This is a genomic window from uncultured Caldilinea sp. (assembly GCF_937128415.1).
GTDB lineage: Bacteria > Chloroflexota > Anaerolineae > Caldilineales > Caldilineaceae > Caldilinea.
The window spans coordinates 1-19,179 of the sequence record NZ_CAKZMJ010000014.1 but is presented as its reverse complement, the minus strand read 5'-3'; the positions used below and the strand labels follow the sequence as shown (position 1 = coordinate 19,179).

At 60.0% G+C, this 19,179-nt stretch carries 18 protein-coding genes; 8 read left to right on the top strand and 10 right to left on the bottom strand.

Features of this window, described 5'->3' with window-relative positions:
* Positions 1-51 precede the first annotated feature (51 nt).
* The 5 genes from Q0367_RS01915 to Q0367_RS01895 are packed head-to-tail and all read right to left on the bottom strand — an operon-like array spanning position 52 to position 4,298.
* Positions 52-705, bottom strand: coding sequence for a lysoplasmalogenase (locus Q0367_RS01915; RefSeq protein ID WP_297630059.1), 654 nt, complete (start codon positions 703-705; stop codon positions 52-54).
* Positions 706-718: 13 nt separating this feature from the next.
* Positions 719-1,168 (bottom strand): isoprenylcysteine carboxylmethyltransferase family protein, encoded by a 450-nt coding sequence (locus tag Q0367_RS01910; RefSeq protein ID WP_297630057.1) that lies wholly within the window; start codon positions 1,166-1,168, stop codon positions 719-721.
* A 47-nt stretch (positions 1,169-1,215) separates the two neighbouring features.
* Positions 1,216-2,787: a 4-alpha-glucanotransferase gene (malQ, locus tag Q0367_RS01905; RefSeq protein ID WP_297630055.1), complete on the bottom strand. Its 1,572-nt coding sequence runs from the start codon at positions 2,785-2,787 to the stop codon at positions 1,216-1,218.
* A gap of 39 nt (positions 2,788-2,826) precedes the next feature.
* A complete protein-coding gene (locus Q0367_RS01900; RefSeq protein WP_297630053.1) occupies positions 2,827-3,651 on the bottom strand; it encodes a rhomboid family intramembrane serine protease in 825 nt (274 codons plus the stop codon).
* The gene (locus Q0367_RS01895; RefSeq protein ID WP_333888993.1) at positions 3,648-4,298 is read right to left on the bottom strand and encodes a guanylate kinase; all 651 of its coding nucleotides are present in this window, start codon (positions 4,296-4,298) and stop codon (positions 3,648-3,650) included. Before Q0367_RS01895 ends, Q0367_RS01900 begins: the two co-directional genes overlap by 4 nt.
* 157 nt (positions 4,299-4,455) lie before the next feature.
* Here Q0367_RS01895 and Q0367_RS01890 point away from each other — a divergent pair, with 157 nt between their 5' ends.
* Positions 4,456-4,845, top strand: coding sequence for a zinc ribbon domain-containing protein (locus Q0367_RS01890; RefSeq protein WP_297630049.1), 390 nt, complete (start codon positions 4,456-4,458; stop codon positions 4,843-4,845).
* Between the two features lie 14 nt (positions 4,846-4,859).
* Here Q0367_RS01890 and Q0367_RS01885 read toward each other — a convergent pair whose 3' ends face one another.
* The 4 genes from Q0367_RS01885 to Q0367_RS01870 form a co-directional block, all read right to left on the bottom strand.
* Positions 4,860-5,189, bottom strand: coding sequence for a cyclic-di-AMP receptor (locus Q0367_RS01885; RefSeq protein ID WP_297630047.1), 330 nt, complete (start codon positions 5,187-5,189; stop codon positions 4,860-4,862).
* Between the two features lie 3 nt (positions 5,190-5,192).
* On the bottom strand, positions 5,193-5,867 hold the full coding sequence (gene tmk / locus Q0367_RS01880; protein ID WP_297630046.1) for a dTMP kinase: 675 nt from the start codon (positions 5,865-5,867) through the stop codon (positions 5,193-5,195).
* Positions 5,868-6,018: 151 nt separating this feature from the next.
* Positions 6,019-7,647 (bottom strand): R3H domain-containing nucleic acid-binding protein, encoded by a 1,629-nt coding sequence (locus Q0367_RS01875; RefSeq protein ID WP_297630044.1) that lies wholly within the window; start codon positions 7,645-7,647, stop codon positions 6,019-6,021.
* 149 nt (positions 7,648-7,796) lie between these two features.
* Positions 7,797-8,858 carry a hypothetical protein gene (locus Q0367_RS01870; RefSeq protein ID WP_298980722.1) on the bottom strand — a complete coding sequence of 354 codons (1,062 nt, stop codon included), beginning with the start codon at positions 8,856-8,858 and terminating at the stop codon, positions 7,797-7,799.
* Positions 8,859-9,195: 337 nt separating this feature from the next.
* Between Q0367_RS01870 and Q0367_RS01865 the strand changes: the two genes are divergently transcribed.
* The 6 genes from Q0367_RS01865 to Q0367_RS01840 all read left to right on the top strand — a co-directional run bounded on the left by Q0367_RS01865 (position 9,196) and on the right by Q0367_RS01840 (position 16,502).
* Positions 9,196-10,425 carry a hypothetical protein gene (locus Q0367_RS01865; RefSeq protein WP_297630040.1) on the top strand — a complete coding sequence of 410 codons (1,230 nt, stop codon included), beginning with the start codon at positions 9,196-9,198 and terminating at the stop codon, positions 10,423-10,425.
* A 363-nt stretch (positions 10,426-10,788) separates the two neighbouring features.
* Entirely contained in the window at positions 10,789-11,565 is a 777-nt protein-coding gene (locus tag Q0367_RS01860) for an SIS domain-containing protein (protein WP_297630038.1), read from the top strand.
* A 69-nt stretch (positions 11,566-11,634) separates the two neighbouring features.
* Positions 11,635-12,981, top strand: a complete 1,347-nt coding sequence (locus Q0367_RS01855; RefSeq protein ID WP_297630035.1) for an ABC transporter substrate-binding protein — start codon at positions 11,635-11,637, stop codon at positions 12,979-12,981.
* 295 nt (positions 12,982-13,276) lie between these two features.
* Entirely contained in the window at positions 13,277-14,137 is an 861-nt protein-coding gene (locus Q0367_RS01850) for a carbohydrate ABC transporter permease (RefSeq protein WP_297630032.1), read from the top strand.
* On the top strand, positions 14,134-14,961 hold the full coding sequence (locus Q0367_RS01845) for a carbohydrate ABC transporter permease (protein WP_297630029.1): 828 nt from the start codon (positions 14,134-14,136) through the stop codon (positions 14,959-14,961). Before Q0367_RS01850 ends, Q0367_RS01845 begins: the two co-directional genes overlap by 4 nt.
* Positions 14,958-16,502, top strand: coding sequence for an FGGY-family carbohydrate kinase (locus Q0367_RS01840; protein WP_297630026.1), 1,545 nt, complete (start codon positions 14,958-14,960; stop codon positions 16,500-16,502). Before Q0367_RS01845 ends, Q0367_RS01840 begins: the two co-directional genes overlap by 4 nt.
* A 57-nt stretch (positions 16,503-16,559) precedes the next feature.
* Here Q0367_RS01840 and serB read toward each other — a convergent pair whose 3' ends face one another.
* Positions 16,560-17,789, bottom strand: a complete 1,230-nt coding sequence (gene serB / locus Q0367_RS01835; protein ID WP_297630023.1) for a phosphoserine phosphatase SerB — start codon at positions 17,787-17,789, stop codon at positions 16,560-16,562.
* Between the two features lie 383 nt (positions 17,790-18,172).
* On the opposite strand from serB, the gene Q0367_RS01830 reads away from it, so the two are divergent.
* Entirely contained in the window at positions 18,173-18,925 is a 753-nt protein-coding gene (locus Q0367_RS01830) for a hypothetical protein (protein WP_297630019.1), read from the top strand.
* Positions 18,926-19,179 lie beyond the last annotated feature (254 nt).

Genomic DNA, 19,179 nt, shown 5'->3' with positions numbered 1-19,179 from the left:
GCTCTCAAAAAATTTTTGCACAATCTCTTGCAAAGGTGGCGTCATGTTTGATCAGACCCGTTCAAAGCGCTGCACGGACCATGCAATCAAGATCAAGGCGGCGTAATAACTGCTCATGATCCATAGATCGCGATGAGGGATCGGCGCTCGAAATTTGTCAAGCGCCAGAATGGAGTCGGACGCAAGAAAGAGCAGCGCGCCGCCCAGCGCCAGCAGTGCAGAGAGGCTGCGCATGCTCCACCACAGCTCGCCGGCCTGCCAGCCCATGGACAGCAGGACAAGCGCATAGATCAGCACGGGCAGCCGCAGCGCGCCGACATGCGGCCAGAGCAGATACAGAAGAACGAAGCCGTAGATCGCAAACAAGGCTAGGAAGAACCAGTGCACGCGAAAACCGGCCTGCTCCAGGTAGGCTGCAATGAAAAAGAGATGGGCGATCAGAAAGCTGACCAGCCCCCAGAGGAAGAAATCCCCGGGCGACATCAGGAAAACGTCGCCCGCCAGCGAGAAGAGAATGCCCGCTCCGATCAGGATGCGATAGAGCGGTGAAACCGGATCGGGCAACGTCAGCGCAACCAGCAAGATCAGCGCCGTCGTCAGCGGCTTGAAGAGATAGCGCAGCGCAGGGCCCCCTGCGTAAGTCGCCCAGATGTAGGCGATTCCTGAGCAGATCGCAACTGCAGTGAAGACGAAGCTGGCGAACACGGCGCTCCTCCCCTCAATAAATGAACGGGATCAGGCGTTTGCTTGTCTCTTGATAAGCTCGATAGGCCGGGAAGGCGGCCGCCAACAACTGCTCTTCATAGTTGAGCTTGACCAGCAGATCGACCGCCAACACCACGTAAACGCCCCAGCGCAGCGGCGTCGGCGCATCGAGCACCAGCGCCAAGGCGCCGAGCAAAATTGCAGCGTACATGGGATGGCGAATCCATCGATACGGGCCTTCGCGCACCAGGCGGCTCCCTTTGCGCACATCGGGAAGCACGCTCAGACGACGGATGCGCATGGTCAGAACCGCCCAGCCCCCTAACGCCAACGCAGCGATCTCCATGGCCAGGAACACAGGATGACGCGCGATCCACGGCCCTGTTGCGGCAAGCGCAAGCAGCGCACCGAACTGGATGAGCACCAGCGTGTAGGATTGAAGGCGGCTGAGGCGCGTTGTCATAGGTCAAATGGCGCTGGATACTCCGCCTGCTGATGGCGACGGCCATTTCAGCCGCCGCCGATGCCTTTCTGTTCCTGGCCGGTCTGTCCCCCGGCTTCCGGGCCTTTCCCTTCGTAAATCTTGGGATCGCGGCCGTAGATGAGCGTGGTTTCCAGCAGTCGCTCGGCGACATGGCCGGTCAACTGTTCGGGGACAAAGCGCCACGCCCAGTTGCCGGAAGCGCGGCCGGGGAGGTTCATGCGCGCCTCGCCGCCGAGATTTAACACATCTTGCAAGGGAGCAATCGCCGTATTCGCCACGCTCCAAAATGCGCCGGCGATCATCGTCCAGGCGGCGTCATGGCCGTCGGTGCGAAAATAGCGGCGGAAGTAATCGCGTTCTTTGTCGGTGGCGGTGTTGCGATACCAGCCCCAGGTGGTGTCGTTGTCGTGCGTGCCGGTGTAGACGATAAAGTTGCGCGTGTAATTGTGGGGCAGGAACTTGTCGCTGGCGTCGGTGCTGAAGGCGAACTGGAGAATCTTCATGCCCGGCAGTCCAAACTGATCGCGCAGCTCGATCACATCGGGCGTGATCTCGCCCAGGTCTTCGGCGATGATGGGCAGATCGTCCCCCAATTCCGCCTGGACGGCGTGGAAGAAATCGGCGCCCGGCCCCTGCACCCAGCGTCCGTTGACTGCAGTCTCCTCGCCCGCCGGCACTTCCCAGTAGCCTGCAAAGCCCCGGAAATGGTCGATGCGCACGATGTCGTACAGGCGCAGGGCGGCGCGGATCCGGCGGATCCACCACGCGTAGCGATTTTCTTTCATCACGTCCCAGCGGTAAAGTGGATTGCCCCACAGCTGACCGGTGGCGCTGAAATAATCCGGCGGCACGCCGGCCACCACCGTCGGCTGAAATTGGTCGTCCAGGAAAAACTCGGCAGGGTTGGTCCAGGCGTCGCTGCTGTCCATCGCCACGAAGATCGGAATGTCGCCGATGATAAAGACGCCTTTGTCATTGGCGTAGCGCTTGAGCGCCAGCCACTGCCGATAGAAGAGCCATTGGTTGAGCTTGTGGTTGACGATGGCGGCGGCGTGCTCTTTGCGCGCTGCGTCCAGCGCTGCGGGTTGGCGGCTGCGCAGCGGCATCTCCCATTGGTTCCAGGGCGCGCCGTTGTGGGCGTCCTTGAGCGCCATAAAGAGCGCAAAATCCTCCAGCCAGTCGGCGTTTTCGGCGCAGAACGCTTCAAATTCGCTGCGCAGATCGGCGGAAGCGCGCGCGTCGAATTCGCTTGCAACGCGGCGCAACAGCGGCAGTTTCCACGCATAGATCGCCCCATAGTCCACGCGGTGGCGCGGGAAGGCAGGCGCCTCATCGAGCGCTTGTTGCTCCAACAGCCCCAGTTGCACCAGATGCTCCAGGCTGATCAGATAGGGATTGCCCGCGAAGGAGCTGAAGCTCTGATAGGGGCTGTCGCCGTAGCCGGTGGGGCCAAGGGGCAGCACCTGCCAGAGGGTCTGGCGCGTCTGCACTAGAAAGTCCACCCATCGGTAGGCGTGTTGGTCGAAGCTTCCGATGCCGTATGCGCCGGGTAGCGAGGTGGGATGCAGCAGGATGCCGCTGCGCCGTACATTGAGCATGATGGTTCACTCCTCAGGTGGCTCCATAGGAAAGGTCGTTCACATCGATGGGAAGCGGGTGACTGTGACGACGTAGACGCCCGCAAAAAAGACGATCAGACAGAAGACCACCCAGGCGATCTCCGCCAGCCTGCGCTCTTCGATGGCCAACGGCTGCGGGCCGGGGCGAAGGATCATCCCCGGCGTCGAGGCGGGCGAACGGTAACGCGGCATGAGGCCCAGCATCACAAACGTCCCGCCGATCAGGCCGCCGATGTGCCCCCAGTTGTCGATGTAGGTCGAGCTGAAGCCGATGACCAGGTTGAGGGCGAGGACAATCAGCATGTTTTGCAAGATTGCCCTGCCCTGCGGGCCGAAGTTGTCCCGGTATCTCAAGAAGAAGAGCGCAATCGCGCCTAACAGCCCGAAGATGGCGCCGGAGGCCCCGACGGAAACAGGGCCGGACAACGCATAGCTGAAGAGGCTGCCGTATAGCCCGCTGATGAGAAAAACGGTCAAGAAGCGCACATGGCCGATATAGCCTTCGAGCATGGGGCCAAGGATGTAAAGGGCGTAGAGGTTGAAGAGCAGGTGCATGACGCCGCTGTGCAGGAAAATCGGCGTCAACAGGCGCCACAGCTCACCGGCTGCAATGCGCTCGTTGACCTTGGCGCCCATCAGGATGAGCACGCGAATGTCGGTGCTGGTCAGCGAGGTCCACGTGCCATACATGGACAGGCTCAGCATGACGGAAATCACAAAGACGGCCAGGATGACGCCCATCAACGTCTGGGTGACAAGCGGGCGGCTGAGCCGGATATAGAACTGCGGCGGCTCTTCCATCCAGGACGGCTCTTCAGGATAGGAGGGAGGCATGGTTCTCATAAGATCACCGGCGTCCAATCTACGCGGCTCTTTTCGGCGCGAATGATGCTGAGCACCGTTTCTACGGCGGCGTCCAACTGCTCTTCGCGGTTAATCACGACATAGTCGAACTCGGTGAAGCGACGCAATTCGCGACGCGCTGTGACGATGCGCATCTTGAGCTGGTCGGGCTCCTCCGTTTTGCGCAGCCGCAGGCGGCGCACCAACTCCTCTTCGCTTTCCGCCGTCAGGAAGATCGTGACGGCGTTCGGGATCAGCGACCGAATGGTGGCGGCGCCCTGCACATCGATGCGCATGATGACGTCCTTGCCGCTGGCGAGCGCCTCGCGCACGTGCTTTTTGGGGATGCCTTTATAGTCTCCGTAGACGACGGCGTATTCGAGCAGCTCGTCGTTTTCGATCATTTCGGCGAATTCGCCCACGGAGACAAAATGATAGTCGACGCCGTCGATTTCGTTGGGGCGCTTCGGGCGGGTGGTGGCGGTGACGACAAAGTAAAAAGGATGGTCGGTTTGCTTCAGCCGTTGAATCACCGAATCTTTGCCGACGCCGCTAGGGCCAGAGATGACGACCAGCACCGGCCGCGGCGCGTTGAGACTGGCGTAGAGGGCCTCGACTTCCTGGTCGCGTTCATGAAATGCGCTCAACCTCATCTCCTTCAGTCCGGTGTTGCAATCTGTGGGCTTGATGGGTTTGAGTGGAGGCCGCGCTCCTGCATATAATCAACCACAGTTTCATCGTGCTTGACAGTTGCATCATGCCTGTAAGTATACGTGAGGACGCTGGAGGGGGAAAAGGGGAGCCATGCCAATCTACGAATACTACTGCTTTGACTGTCGCAAACGCGTCAGCGTCTTCTTCCGCACTTTTTCCGACGCCAGCGACGCGGCGGCGCGCTGCCCCACCTGTGAGGGAACAAAGCTGCGCAGGCTGGTGAGTCGCGTGGCCGTGCTGAAATCGGAGGAGAGCCGTCTGGATGATCTGGCGGATCCCTCGTTCATGGCCGGGTTGGAAAATGAAGACCCGCGCGCATTGGCGAGCTTTATGCGCAAAATGAGCGACGAGATGGGTGAGCCGTTGGATCCCGAAATGACCGAAGTCGTTGAACGATTGGAACGCGGCGAGAGTCCAGAGGAGATCGAGAAGATGATGCCGCAGCCTGCCGGCGACGACTCGGGGGTGGACGACGCGTGAACCTTGAACTTTGACTAAATCTTCTCGAAACGCGCCACATCGAGGACAAAAATCGTGGCGCCGCCCATGTGTTTTTCCACCGGAGTCGGAATGTGGACTTCCCCCGGCTCCATCACCGGCGGCAGCGGCGTGACATATTGAATGCGACTCGGACAGCTTTCGCGAAAGATGCCGATCACCTCTTCAACCTTTTCATCCTCGACGCCACAGAAGATCGTGGTGTTGCCCACGCGTAAAAAGCCGCCCGTTGTGCTCGTCACCGTCGCCGAAAATCCTCGTCTCGCCAGGCGATCGAGCACGTTGCGGGTGTCATCGCTGTTGATAATCGCCATCACCAGTTTCATCTTCTAACTCCTTTCTGCTTCGCCTGAATTCATTTGTAGCAGATTTTCAGGGAAATCGCCTAACAAAGCAAGCACGCGCAGCAGAATTGTGCGATGGAGCGCCTCGATCGGCTGGGTTGCATCGAGCACCAGCCATCGCGCGGGTTCGGCCGCAGCGAGCGCTAAGTAGCCCTCGCGCACGCGCTGATGAAAGTCGATGTCCAGATTTTCCATCCGATTCCACTCTTCGGGCGCACCGGCGCGCTTGCGCGCCAGACCTTCATGCACGTCGATGTCGAGATAGATCGTCAGAGTGGGCGACAGATGGTCTGTCGCGTAATCGCCTAACAGCTTCAACGTATCGAGCGACTGTCCTCGGCCATAGCCCTGATAGGCGAGCGTGCTGTCGGCGTACCGATCGCACAGGACGATCGAGCCGGCGGCCAGCGCCGGACGAATCACTTCGTCGACGATCTGGGCGCGCGCGGCCTGAAAAAGCAACGTTTCGGCCCGAGGGCTGATCTCCACGCGACGATGGTCGAGCAGAAGAGTGCGAATGGCGTCGCCGATGCGCGTGCCGCCCGGCTCACGCGTCGCCACGATGCGATAGCCGGACTGCGCTAATGCAGCAGCGAGCATGCGGAGCTGCGTCGTCTTGCCGCTGCCTTCGGCGCCTTCAAACGTAATGAGAACACCCACTGCGTATGTCCATTGCTCTGAAGTGAGACGCCGAAAACGCAGTCGGCGTCATTCGAAGGTTGAAATTGAAGCCTTCCAGAGCGGAGCGCTCCCCTCTGGAAGGCCATGGAGTCAGGAAGTCGTGAGGCCGTCCGTCCGGATTCGGTGACGATCAGCGGCGAAAAATGCGCACGCGGCGATAGGGTTCGCGTCCATAGCTATGGCTGATCAGGTTGGCGGCCCGCACAAGCTGATGTTGCTGGCTGCGGATCGCCGCCGATTGCGGACTGAGCGTGACGTCAGAGGCGCCGTTGAGCACGCGTTGAATGCCATCCTGCGTTTCGCGCATCGCCTCTTCAAACGCGTCGATCGGATCAACGGCGATGTTGAAAAGATCGACCAGGATCTGCTCCATCTGCGCCGTGGTGTTGCTGCGCAAGATGTAAACAGGGATGCCGCGACGCTCCGCCTCCTGGATCGGCGCCGGTTGTTGGCGGTAGTAGTTTTTCAGCGTCATCACTGCGTCGGCGATGTTTAGATTGTCCACGATCTGGATCGGCACGTTGAGCGCAGTTGCGGCTGCCCGCAGTCGGTTCTGTCCGATCCCGTAAGGATAGATGCGCACTGTGTTGCGTTTCACCGGCTCCGACGCCATCCCCCGTTCCTTGGAGGACGCGTCCGGCGCATCAAGCTCCTCGGCGTAAGCGTGGCCATTCATCTTTCTGCCGAGCGCTTCGCCGACGCCATCCCGTTCTCGTTTTCTGCGCATGCGCCCCGAGAAGTCGCTGTGCTCAGGAGTTGTCTCAAAGCGTCGGATTTGAATCACGCCCCGTTCATCGACGAAGCGCTCCTCCGGGATTAACTCGCGTCCGCGCAAAATGGCGTCCACCGCCTGCGCCACGTCGTGGTGGATCACCAAATGTTGACGGTCTTTGATCTCGATCAGCACATCGAAGGTGGGTGGGGCGCGTCGCTCGAGCACGCTTTTCTGTGTGCCGCGCCGCCGCGCTTCCTCGTCGGAGAGGGTCACAGATTCGATGCCGCCGACGAGATCGCTGAGGGTGGGATTCATCAGCAAGTTTTCCAGGCTGTTGCCGTGCGCCGTGCCGATCAGCTGCACGCCGCGCTCGGCGATCGTGCGCGCTGCAATCGCCTCCTGCTCGCGGCCGATTTCGTCGATGATGATGACCTCGGGCATGTGGTTCTCCACCGCCTCGATCATCAGTTCGTGCTGTAACGATGGGTCGGGCACCTGCATGCGGCGCGAACGGCCGATCGCCGGATGCGGGATGTCGCCGTCGCCGGCGATTTCGTTGCTCGTGTCGACGATCACCACGCGTTTGACTTCGCTGCGCAGACGCGCCGCCTCGCGCAGCAGGGTCGTCTTGCCGACGCCCGGTCGACCCAACAACAAAATGCTGCGTTCGCTGTTGACGATATCCTTGATGATTTCAATGGCGCCGTAGACTGCGCGTCCGACGCGACAGGTCAAGCCGATCACATCGCCCTTGCGATTGCGAATGGCCGAAATGCGATGCAAGGTGCGCTCGATGCCGGCGCGGTTGTCCGCGCCGAAATCGCCGACGCGTTCCACCACCATGCGCAGGTCCTCGTGCGTCACCTCCTGGTCGCTGAGCACCATTTCTCCGTCGGTGAAGCGCGCCTCGGGCAGACGCCCAAGGTCCATGATGACCTCGATCAGGTTCTCCTTGCGCTCCGACTGTTCCAGCGTCCGGCGAATGCGTTCAGGCAGGACAGCCAACAGCAAATCAAGGTCGTCGGTAATCTGAAGTGTGTTCATATTAGATGTGTCAGTCGTTAAAGAGTCAGTTGTCAAAGAACTCGTCGTCGAAAGATTCGTTGTCAAAGCGTCAGAACCGGTTTGATGCGAGTTGTGATCTGATAGACGATCCGGCCCACGGTGCAACGGAAGCGGGAATAGATTCTTTTTCACAAGGCATCCCCGGAATGCGCATGCGTAGACGGGTGCGCTGACGATGCGACTGTCTTCGGCGGCGCATAGGTGGTGGGAACAATTTCGCTGGCTGTTTCCACCAGCGGTGCAGCGCTGGCGACGCTTTCGCGCACCCATTTCACCATGTGCTTCACCATTCGAACGCGGTCGCAAAAAGGGGCAAAGCCAAACTCTTCAAGCACCGCGCCGAGGCCTCCCTGATAGTCGCTGACGGCGAAGTACACAGGCCCCTTCCAGCGGTTGAGCGTCATCACCAACAGAGCCTGCTCGAACAACGTTCGCACGGAGCGCATGGTTGGCTCCAGCGAGTCGCCCCAAAGCTGCAGCCAGACGCCGTGTGCGCTACGCGTCATTGCAAAGGCGCCGGTCAGATCACCCCCTTCTCGCACTACATACAAAACGTTTTGCTCTGACGGCAAGTTCTCCTGCGACGGAAAGGCGGCGTCCCCTTCGTTGCCGCACCCTTCGGCCATGCGCACCCGCTCAGGCGTAGACTTTCTATACAGGCGTCGCAGATCCCAGTCGTCAACGGCGCTGCGCGGTCGGGCGAGGAGAGCAATGTCGCGTCGATGCAAGGTTACATCGGGGTCGAAGCAACGCCAGACGGTTTGACGGGTGAACGGCTCAAAGCCCACCGCAGCAAAGGTGTTGACAAGCAACGGTTGATCCGGTGCGTCGGCGTAAATCCGTTCAATATGGCTCGCTCCAGCTACATGCACGAAATGGGCCAATAGTTTGTTCCAGATAGCTGGATGCCCTTTGGGCGCGTCCAGGCTGGGCGCCAGGCATAAAATCTCCGCCTCGCGTGTGTTGCCGCAGCGCCTTGCTTGCAGGAACCCTTCGTGCACCAGGCCATGACCATCCTGCCGCAGAACATAGGTCAACATTCTCGTCGTCGACCATGGCAAGACGGCGCTGAGCGCAATCGATAAGCTCGATTGTGGCTGGAGAAAGATATATGCGCAGGGCAGATGCGTCGCCTGACGGCTAAGGCGTTGAATCAGGAAAATATCGCCAAGCAAAAATGGGCGAATCACCGAGATAAACTCTCCGACGCGGAGAACACGAAAGATGACAAATATCCCATATCATTACACGACCATTATATTGTAAAATGCGCAGATAGGCAAGTAATGCCGCCAACGATTTACTTTATGTTAATAATGGGTTAACAGTCGGCGCAGATAATGAAAGTCGACCGGCGCTTCCTGCATTTACGCAAAATTGCTCGGAGAAGGCAAGGCTAAAAAAAATCGAGTTTACGAAATTTCCAAATCATGGTACACTGGACTCGCGCTTTCCATTCCGTTTCGCTAAGTTGATTTTACCCTGCAGGCGTTTACAAATCTATAGCATTGAAAGGAGTTTCGAGGTATGCGTTCAAAACTTATTTCCCTGCTCCTGGTGATGGCTTTGTTGTTGGCCTCCTTCAGCACGGCGTTCGCTCAGGCTGAACCTTTCTGCGGAGACCTCTCCGCTGACGACTGCGAGTTGTTGACCGTCGCCATGCAGAACATGTTGGGGGTGACCTCCTATCAAGCCTCAGCCGAGTATCGCGGTGTGCTGGCCGGCCTGCCAGGGCTGGGAATCGATGAGGCCGCCGTCACCGTCACGGTGGACGGGTCTTTCTCTTACGGTGAGGAGGCCGTGGCGGCTGCAGCGGCGCTCGCCGGGGTGCAGACGCAGGAAGACCTCGCCGCTGTGATGGCCGAATCGCCTGAAGTGCTGGTCGATTTCTACAACGGCTGGTCCTTCGACATGGTGATCGTCGTGGACATCAGTGAAGAGCTCGCCGAAGCGCTTTCTGCTGACATTGGCGTCCCTGTGCCAGACCTGTTCTCTGTTCCTGTGAAGTTGGTCGACGGCGTTTTGTACGTCAACCTCACCGACGTCGCCCCGCTGCTCGAAGGCGGCGAATCGTTGGCCGGCTGGCTGGGTTTTGAATTTGGCCCGGTGCTGGAAGCCGCAGCCGAGCAGGGCATGTTCGAGGCGGCCGCCACCCAAATGGAGATGGACCCATCCATGCTGGCGGACAGCCCCGAAAACGCAGCGCTCGCAGCCGTGTTGTTCGCCGTGCAGTCCTCATTGTCCGATCCCACCGCATTCGAGCAGTACATGGCTGTCTCTCGCGCTGAGGACGACGTGATCAACGACATGGATGTCGCCGTCTTCGTCACCAAGATGGACATCCCTGCTCTCATCAGCAGCCCGGAATTTATTGACCTGATCAAAGGGCTGGCTGAATCCGGCTCCCTCGGCGAAGGTGCGCCCAGTGCAGCCGAAATTGAGCAGGCGCTGACGATGCTGAGCTTCATGGGGCCGATGCTCTTCCAGGGGCTGGTTTCAGAGAGCACAACGGCGGTGAGCCTGGAGGAGCCGAACTACATCGTCGCCCAGACGACGCTCTTCTCCTGGGATCTCTCCGGCCTGTTGCAGATGGCGGCCATGACCGGCGCGCTGCCGGCTGAAGAAATGCCGTCAGGCGCTTCGCTGGTTGAATTCTCGACTTCGGTGGTCAATTCCGCCTTCAATGAGCCGCAGACCATCAACGCGCCGGCCGACGCCACCATTATCCCCGCCGAATCCATGATGGCGGCGCCGTAAGGATTCCCGCCCTCAGAGAGTTCGTAGCATCGAGCCTTCTGGGGGGATGTTGGTGCATGCGAGGCTGATTTGAACAGGGGGCGTCAGACCGACGCCCCCTGTTTCAATTGCCGCCTTTCTCAAAGAGATGCGAAGAGCGTTGCATTTGCGGCGACAGATGTCGCAATCCAAGCAGTTTTAGGTTGCCCTCCAGTTCGCATCCGGCGAGAAACTCTGAATGTTATATGTGGGGGCAGCGTTTTTTGTTGAGTTGACAACGCCGGAGGATCGGCATATGATAGTCTATAGTGGTATAGACCATTATTCTGAGTATCCTATAGATTGATTGCATAATTTCGCCCACCTTTGCACTGAGGAAATCTGATGACGACTCTCCATGCATCCCCTGATCGCCCGCTGGAGCAACTGCCCGGCGCCACTCGCTATATGGAGCAGGTGCAGCGGCTTCTGCAAGTCATCGCAGAGACGCAGACCGCGGCCATCGACGCCGCTGCAACCGCCATCACCCAGGCGTTGCGCAACGGAGGACAACTGTATCTGTTCGGCACCGGACACTCCCATATGCTCGCCGAGGAAGGCCACTATCGCGCCGGCGGCCTGGCGCCGGTCTGTCCCATTCTCTCCTCGGCGCTCATGCTGCACGAAGGCGCTGTGACCAGCACGCTCATGGAGCGCACCAGCGGCCTGGGCCCCGCCGTGTTGGCGCGCTACCCGGTGGGCCCAGAGGATGTGATCATGATTTTTTCCAACAGCGGCGTCAATGCAGTGCCGGTCGAGACGGCGCTTGCCGCCAAGCAGCGCGGGATGACCGTTATCGCCGTCGTGGCGCGCGCATACGCAGCGACGGTGGCGCCCGGCCCCAGCGGCAAAAAGCTGGCGGACGTGGCCGACATCGTGATCGACAATCAGGGCGTTCCGGGCGACGCCTTAGTGGAGATCGGGAGCAGTGGGCTGCGCACGGGACCGAGTTCAACGGTGGCGGGCGCCTTTATTCTGAACGCCATCCTGACCGAGGTCGCCTGGCGTTTGACAAATGTGGACGGGGAGGCGCCGATTTACATCAGCGCAAACATGCCGAACGCCGCCGCGCACAACGCGGCCTTGGTCCAACGCTTTCGTAGTCGGAATCCGCATCTGTAAGGATCAGGATAGAGTTAAATCGTAGTCGGCGTTTTTGGTCCCTCAGAGTTCACCACAAGGAGCCAAACCATGAGTCGTCACAAAAGTTCCATGCTCTTCATGATCGCAGTCGTATTGACAATGGCGGTGGGGTTGTCCGCCTGCGCGCCCGCCGCCCCTACGGCGCCCCAGCCGGCTCCCGCCGCTGAAAGTCCTGCGCAGCCGGTCAGCGTCAGGCTCTGGCACATGGAGCAGCCGCCTCACCGCGTGCAGCGCATCCAACAGCTCATCGATGAATTCAACGCCGCCAACCCGGGAATCGTCGTCAGCCAGGAGCCGCAAAACTGGGGCGAGATCTACACCAAGGCGCCGGCCGCCGTCGCTGCGGGCAACGCGCCGGAGCTGCTCTTCGCCATTCCTGACTTCACGCCTATCCTGAAGGACCTCGGCAAGGTGCAGCCGATGGAAGATCTGGTTGCAGAGATGGACGCCCTCTATTCCTTCTATCCCACTGCGGTCGAGCCGTACGCCTATGATGGCCACACGTGGGCGCTGCCGCTGTATAACATGGCGCATTCGCTCTGGTACCGCCCCAGCGTTTTTGCGGAGGCGGGCGTCGAACCGCCGAAGACCTGGGAGGAGTGGGAGGCCGCCGTGGAGGCGCTCACCAGAGATGGGCAGTACGGCATTGGCTTGCCCGCCAACAAGCATCTGTACACAGACCAGGTGGTCTATGATTTCATGGTCAATGCAGGCGCCGAAGAAATCTATAACCCGGATGGCACGCTGCGTTTCAACAATCCGCAGACGGTGGAGGCCTATGATTTCTACAGCAAGCTGTATCGTTTTTCGCCGCCGGATAGCCCGAACTGGACATGGGGCGAAGCCGAAGCCTGCTTTGCCAACCGCACCTGCGCCATGATCCTGCAATTCACCGTCATCACCACCTACGACACCCAGGCGGAGGGAGACCCGAACGATCTCGGCGTGATAGCCATCCCTCACTCTCCGAACGTCGAAGAGAGCGGCACCATCGCGTACTCGAACGCAGTGATGCTGTTGACCGACGATCCGGCCAAGCAAGAGGCTGCCAAAGAGTTCCTGCGCTTTTTACTCAAACCGGGCAACTATGGTCGCTTCCTGAACATGGAGCCGGGCCTGTTCCTACCCGTCACAGAGGCGGGCAGCCAGGATGAAACGTTCTGGAACGATCCGCTGGCCGTCAAATATCGCAGCCAGATTGAAACGATGATCGCGAACGCCAGGAATGGCCGCCTGTTTGGCTTCACCAACGGCAACACCTTCCCCAGCATCGCCGCCATCTCCGCCCAGAATCTGCTGGCGCAGACGCTGCAGATGGTGGTCATCGACGGCAAGCCCGCCGCCGAAGCTGTGGCCGCCGGCCAGGCGTTGATGGAGGAAGCGATCGGCGAGTAACGCGGTCCGTCAACGGCATCTTCCAGGAAGCCTGTTTTGAGAAGAGTCAATGCAAAGGCGCAGAGATCAACAAGAGCGCGCTTGATAAGCCTGGCGACCAGATGCGGTTTTCATCATGCATAGGGTCGCCAGGCGTCACGACTTCCTGGAAGATGCTTGAACGATAACGATCGTTTTTGAACCACAAAAACGCCGGACGGCGAAAGCCCCTGCGATCACGATGGATCACGCCAGTTCTTTTTCATCAAACGACACAACGCAGAAAAAGCGTCGCGCAACGGCGAGCCGCAATCGATTGGGAGGCTATCTTTTCGTCGCGCCGCTTTTGCTCTGGCTGGCTGCGACCATTCTATATCCTCTCTTTTCGGCGATTGCGCTGAGTATGCAGGACATCCGCATTATCGGGACGGCGGGTGACTTCGTCGGCCTCGATAATTACGCGCGCATTCTGGGATCGGAAAGCTTCTGGCAGGCGTTTGGCCGCAGCGCAATTTGGGTGGTGGGCAACGCAGTTGTGCAGACCCTGGCGGCGTTTACGGCTGCACTGATCTTGAATCAACGGTTCCCCGGCCAGCAGTTTGCGCGCATTTGGATCATCCTCTCCTGGATCGTGCCGACGGTTGTAGTGGTGATCATCTGGCGATGGCTGTTGAGCAGTTCCGGCGTAATCAATTACCTCTTGATGGCGATCGGCCTGACTGCAGAGCCGGTCGGCTTTTTTGGGGCGCCGACGACCGCTGCGACGTCTGTAGTTCTGATCAACGCATGGCGCTGGTTTCCCTTCATGGCGGTGACTTTGCTGGCTGCACTGCAGAGCATCCCTCAAGAACTGTATGAAGCGGCGGCGGTGGACGGCGCCACAGCCGTGCAACGGTTCTGGCGCATCACCCTGCCGCTGTTGCAGCCGGTGCTATTTGTGCTTGGGCTGGTGGGCACGCTTCTGTCGTTCAACGTCTTTGACGTCATCTGGCTGTTGACCGGCGGCGGCCCCTCCAATGCGACGACGACGCTGCCTGTGCTGATCTATGACACAGCGTTCACCCGATATCGCCTTAGCCAGGCGGCGGCCATTTCCGTGCTTTCCGGCCTGGCGCTCCTGATCTTCGCGCTGTTGTTCATTCGTTTCATGGCGCCCAAGCAGGAGGATGAGTCATGACCCGGCGCATTCGCAACCGCGTCTTCCTGGCGCTTGGCGTCTTTCTGCTGCTCTTCATCGTGATTGCGCCTTTTTATTACGTGATTACGTCGAGCTTCAAGGCGCCGCAGGAGATCATCGCCAGGACGCCCACGCTGATTCCTCAGTCGTTCACGCTGCAGCATTATGAGAAGCTGTTTCGTTCTTCCAATTTTCCGATCTATCTCGTTAACAGCCTGATCGTCGCCTTGGGAGCGATGCTCCTCTGCGTCGCGCTCAGCACCCCGGCCGCCTATGGACTCTACCGGTTGCGGCTGCCGGGCGGCAAGCTGCTTTTCCGCGTCATCCTTGTCACCTACGCCTTTCCTGGGGTGCTGTTGCTGATTCCGTTGTACGGCATGCTGAGCCAATTGGGGCTGATCGACCGGTTGCTGGCCTTGATCATTATCAACGTGACCTTTACGGCGCCTTTCGCCGTCTGGATGTTGCGCGCCTTTTTCACAACGATCCCACTGGAATTGGAGGAAGCTGCGGCGCTGGATGGCGCCACCCGTCTGCAGGCGCTGATGCGCATCGTATTGCCGCTCAGCGCCCCCGGCGTCGCCAGCGTGGCGATCTTCGCCTTTATCACTTCGTGGACGGAGTACATGTTCGCATCGGTCTTGATTCTCAGCGATGCCAACCGCACTGTGCCGGTTGGCCTGGCCGGCATCATCGGCCAGTATCAGGTGGATTGGGGGCTGCTGTTGGCCGGCGCAACGGTGACGATGTTGCCCGTGCTGTTCCTGTTCAGCCTGGTGGGACGGAGTTTCGTAGAGGGATTGACGGCGGGCGCAGTGAAATGATTGCATCGGTGGCTTCGGATTTGCTGCTCGGCGTCGACGCCGGCACGTCGGTGGTGAAAGCAGCGCTCTTTGATCGCGCCGGGCGAGAGCTGGCGGTGGTGCGTCGCCGCACGCCGGTTGAGACCCCGCAGCCCGGTTGGTCGGAAACGGACATGAACGTCGTCTGGGAAGTGACCGCTGCAGCGATCCGGTCGCTTCTGACAGAGCATCGGTTTGCGTCGGAACGCATCGCTGGCGTTGGCCTGACCGGCAACATGGTCGGCGCCTGGCTGGTGGATGCGCAGGGCCATCCGGTGCGCAAGGCGATTCTCTGGAACGACGGGCGCACGCAGCCGCTGATCGATCGCCTGATCGCCGCCATGCCCGACTTTATGACGCGCATCTTTCACTCCTCTGGATCCGTCATGCAACAGGGCTGTACGCTGCCTCTGATCCGATGGCTGGCCGAAAACGAGCCGGAGACGCTGGCGCGCGCCGCCCATGCCCTCTGCTGCAAAGACTGGATCGCCTACAAGTTGACCGGCTGCATTCAAATCGACCCGACGGAGGCCAGCGTCATGCCGGGCGATGCGCGGGGATGCGGCTACAGCGACGCCATGTTCGCGCTCTTCGGCCTCGACGACTATCGTCCCCTTTTTCCACGGCTGGCGCCCTCTGAAAGCGTCGCCGGCTTCGTCACGGCGCAGGCGGCGGAGCAGACCGGTCTGCGGCCGGGCGTTCCGGTCGCAGTGGGCGCAGGCGACGTGCCCGCCTCTGCGATCGGGTTGGGCGCAGTGTCGCCGGGCGTCGGCTGCACGCTGCTGGGCACCAATATCTTGAATTGTCTGGTCGCTGCGGAGCCTGTCTTTGAACCTGTAGACGTGGGTCTGCTCTTTTGTATGCCCGGCGGGCGTTGGCTGCGGGCGATGGTGAATGTGGCCGGCACCACTTGTCTAGACTGGTTTATCGCCCAGTTTTGCGCAGTGGAGCAAGCGAATGTAAGGACGCCTGCGGAGCTGTTTGCAACGCTTGAAAGATTGGCCGGCAACAGCCCGATCGGCGCCAATGGCGCGCTCTTCCTGCCCTACCTCAGCCCGTTGGGCATCACAACTCCCTATTTTGAGCCGGCGGCGCGCGCCGAGTTTTTTGGCCTGACCGACCAACACACGCGCGCCGACCTGCTGCGTGCAGTGTACGAAGGCGTCGCCCTCTCGATCCGCGATGGCTTCGCCGTCATGCCGCAGGAAGCTCGCGAGATTCGACTGGCGGGCGGTGGAGCGAAAAGCGCGTTTTGGAGCCAGATCATCGCCGATTGCACAGGCAAAAGCGTGTTGGTTCCATCTGGGACGGAGTTTGGCGCCAAAGGGGCGGCGCTGTTGGCCGGCGTAGGATTGGGCTGGTGGCCCTCCATCCAGGATGCCGTGCAGGGGACGGTGACCATCGTGCGTCGCTTCGAGCCAAATCCAGAAGCTTCCGCCGTCTATGACCGCATGTACGCCGTGTATCAAATGCTGCAACGCGATTTGCGGCCGGCCTGGCGAGCTGCGGCGGGCCGCGCTTGAGTCTGCGATGTCGAGCGATGGAAAGCGAGGCCTCTCGAGCGCCCCGTTCCGCCCCTGCTAGAGCGAACTCACTTTGGCCTCGAGATCGCGATCGCGTATCCCGATCAGATATAACAACCCATCCAACCCCAGGTCCGAGATGGCGCCGTCGGCCTGGCGGCGCACGACGGGCTTGGCGTGAAAGGCGACGCCCAACCCGGCCACGCTCAGCATCGGCAGGTCATTGGCGCCGTCGCCCACGGCGATGGTTTGCTCCAGACGGAGGCCCTCGGCAGCTGCAATTTGGCGCAGCAGCTCGGCCTTGCGCGGGCCGTCGATGATCTCGCCCACCAGTCGGCCGGTCAGCTTCCCGTCGACGATCTCCAGCCGGTTGGCGTACATATAGTCGAAGCCGAGCTGCTCTTGCAGGCGCCTGCCGAAGTAGTCGAAACCGCCGGAGAGGATGCCGATCTTATACCCCAGGCGCTTCAGCGTGCTGGTCACCAATTCTGCGCCTTCCGTGAGGCGGAGGCGCGCCGCCACGCGCGCCAGCGTCTCCTCCGGCAACCCCGCCAGAAGCGCCACGCGGCGCGTCAGGCTCTCGCGAAAATCCATTTCCCCGCGCATCGCTGCGGCGGTGATGGCGGCCACCTCGTCGCCCACGCCCGCCTCCTTGGCGAGCTCATCGATCACCTCGGCCTGAATCAAAGTCGAGTCCATGTCGAAGACGACGAGTCGACGGTTGCGGCGATAGATGTCATCGGCGTGAAAGGCGATATCGATGCCCATTTCCGTGGAAATCTGCAGGAGCTGACCGCGCATCGTCGCCTCATCGACCAGCCAGCCGCTCGCCGCCATCTGCACGCAAGCCCTCGGCGTGCGCGTTGGATTGACAAGGGAAATGCGACCGGTCAGCCGCGTGATCACGTCGATGTTGAGTTGGTGCGCGGCGCAAACGGCGGCGACGCAAGAGATTTGCGCCGCGCTCAGCTTGCGCCCGAGCAGGGTGATGATATAGCGCGGCTTGCCCTGTTCGTCGACCCAATGCTCATAGTCGGAGAGTGTGGTGGGGCGGAAGCGCACCTCGACCCCTAGCTCGTGTCCGATAAAAAGCAGATCTTTGAGCACGGGAGAGGATTGCTGCGCCTCGGGAATTTCGATCAGCAGCCCCAGCGAGATGTAATCGTGAATCACCGCCTGGCCGATGTCAAGCACGTTCACCCCATGCTCGGCCAGGGCGCCGGTGATGCGGGCAACCAGCCCGGTGCGGTCTTTGCCGGTGATGTTCACCAGGATAATTTCCGACATAAACTTTCTGCGCTCTGATGTTCTGACGATTCTTTGGTTTTGTTCGATCCGCCGCCTCAGCCCAGCTCTAGAGGCGCATCCTTCTCAGGTTATTTCTCGCCGATCGTCCTGAACTGCCGGAGGTGAACTCCACAGGCGATGGTTCGATGGGGGAATTATAACGCCTCGTGCGTGGAACGCCTGTTTTGTGGGGCTGCGGTGCAACAAGATTGCACTGAATACGTTGGATGGCATCGTCTTTGTTGCAACCGAGAAACGATCTTGCCGGTTCGACGTAGTGTTTCTTGTGATAGAATGAAATTGTGAAATTGTGCACAAACGGATTGTAGCGCGCATTGCCTTGCGCTTCTACAAGATTTGATTCCCACAGAAGGAGCCTTTTCATGTTCACCCAATCCAATAAGCAGATGTTGTGGGGCGCGTTGTTGATTCTATTGGGCGTGCTTTTTCTATTGCAGGCGACCGGGATATTGGGCGCGTTGGGCGATCTCTTCTGGACGCTTGCGTTCACTGCGGCGGGCGGCGTCTTTTTGTACACTTTTCTAACCGCAGTGCAGGAGCGTTGGTGGGCGGCGATCCCTGGCTTCACATTGCTGGGTCTGGCCGCCACGATCTTCTACGGCCGGTTTGGGCCGCCGATGTTGGCAGGGGTCAGCGGCGCCCTCTTTTTGGGGTCGATCGGCCTTGGCTTTCTGGCGGTCTTCATCACCAATCCGCGCCAGTGGTGGGCGATCATTCCTGGCGGCGTCCTCGTTTCTCTGGCGGGCGTGGCTGCGTTGGACGCCATGCGCATCGGAGTTCTGAATCCGGCCAGCGTGCTTTTTGTCGGGCTGGGCGCGACCTTTGGCGTGTTGGGGTTAATGTCCGGCTACCTGAATCAGAATTTGCGGTGGGCGTACATTCCCGCAGCCATTTTGCTGCTCATGGGGTTGGTGGTGGTGACGCCGTTTGTGGGCGCGTTGGCCTGGGTGTGGCCTCTGGCGTTGATTGTCGTGGGCGCGTATCTGATTCTACGGCGCTCGGGAGCCTCCTCCGCTCCGCTCGAGGTCGTCGGGAAACAGACCGAAGAGGCGGACGCGTCGACGGCGCTCGAAGCAGGCGATGAAAGAGCATCCAGGGATGTGATTTCACGTTGAAGAATTGGGTTTGTAATTCACTCCGCCTCGTCGCAACTTTTCTCGCCGCCGCGTGTTATTCCTACTGACATTTGGAAAAATCCTGTGCGATCCCGTAAACAGCGGATCGCACAGAAGTTTTATTGACCTCTATTGACTCTTTTTGAGCAATGTCAATTTGAAGCAACGTCAAATTTTAAAATCGAATGGTTATACGCTCATGACAACAACTAACGGAGGCTTTCCTCAACGCGTCGTCATCACAGGCTTAGGGG

Excerpts from the sequence above, each read along its gene's own strand:
- Q0367_RS01910 (WP_297630057.1), bottom strand. The coding sequence starts at position 1,168 with ATGACAACGCGCCTCAGCCGCCTTCAATCCTACACGCTGGTGCTCATC.
- Q0367_RS01845 (WP_297630029.1), top strand. The coding sequence starts at position 14,134 with ATGACCCGGCGCATTCGCAACCGCGTCTTCCTGGCGCTTGGCGTCTTT.
- Q0367_RS01830 (WP_297630019.1), top strand. The coding sequence starts at position 18,173 with ATGTTCACCCAATCCAATAAGCAGATGTTGTGGGGCGCGTTGTTGATT.
- Q0367_RS01875 (WP_297630044.1), bottom strand. The coding sequence starts at position 7,647 with ATGAACACACTTCAGATTACCGACGACCTTGATTTGCTGTTGGCTGTC.
- Q0367_RS01900 (WP_297630053.1), bottom strand. The coding sequence starts at position 3,651 with ATGAGAACCATGCCTCCCTCCTATCCTGAAGAGCCGTCCTGGATGGAA.
- Q0367_RS01840 (WP_297630026.1), top strand. The coding sequence starts at position 14,958 with ATGATTGCATCGGTGGCTTCGGATTTGCTGCTCGGCGTCGACGCCGGC.
- Q0367_RS01865 (WP_297630040.1), top strand. The coding sequence starts at position 9,196 with ATGCGTTCAAAACTTATTTCCCTGCTCCTGGTGATGGCTTTGTTGTTG.
- Q0367_RS01890 (WP_297630049.1), top strand. The coding sequence starts at position 4,456 with ATGCCAATCTACGAATACTACTGCTTTGACTGTCGCAAACGCGTCAGC.
- Q0367_RS01855 (WP_297630035.1), top strand. The coding sequence starts at position 11,635 with ATGAGTCGTCACAAAAGTTCCATGCTCTTCATGATCGCAGTCGTATTG.
- malQ (WP_297630055.1), bottom strand. The coding sequence starts at position 2,787 with ATGCTCAATGTACGGCGCAGCGGCATCCTGCTGCATCCCACCTCGCTA.
- serB (WP_297630023.1), bottom strand. The coding sequence starts at position 17,789 with ATGTCGGAAATTATCCTGGTGAACATCACCGGCAAAGACCGCACCGGG.
- Q0367_RS01860 (WP_297630038.1), top strand. The coding sequence starts at position 10,789 with ATGACGACTCTCCATGCATCCCCTGATCGCCCGCTGGAGCAACTGCCC.
- Q0367_RS01885 (WP_297630047.1), bottom strand. The coding sequence starts at position 5,189 with ATGAAACTGGTGATGGCGATTATCAACAGCGATGACACCCGCAACGTG.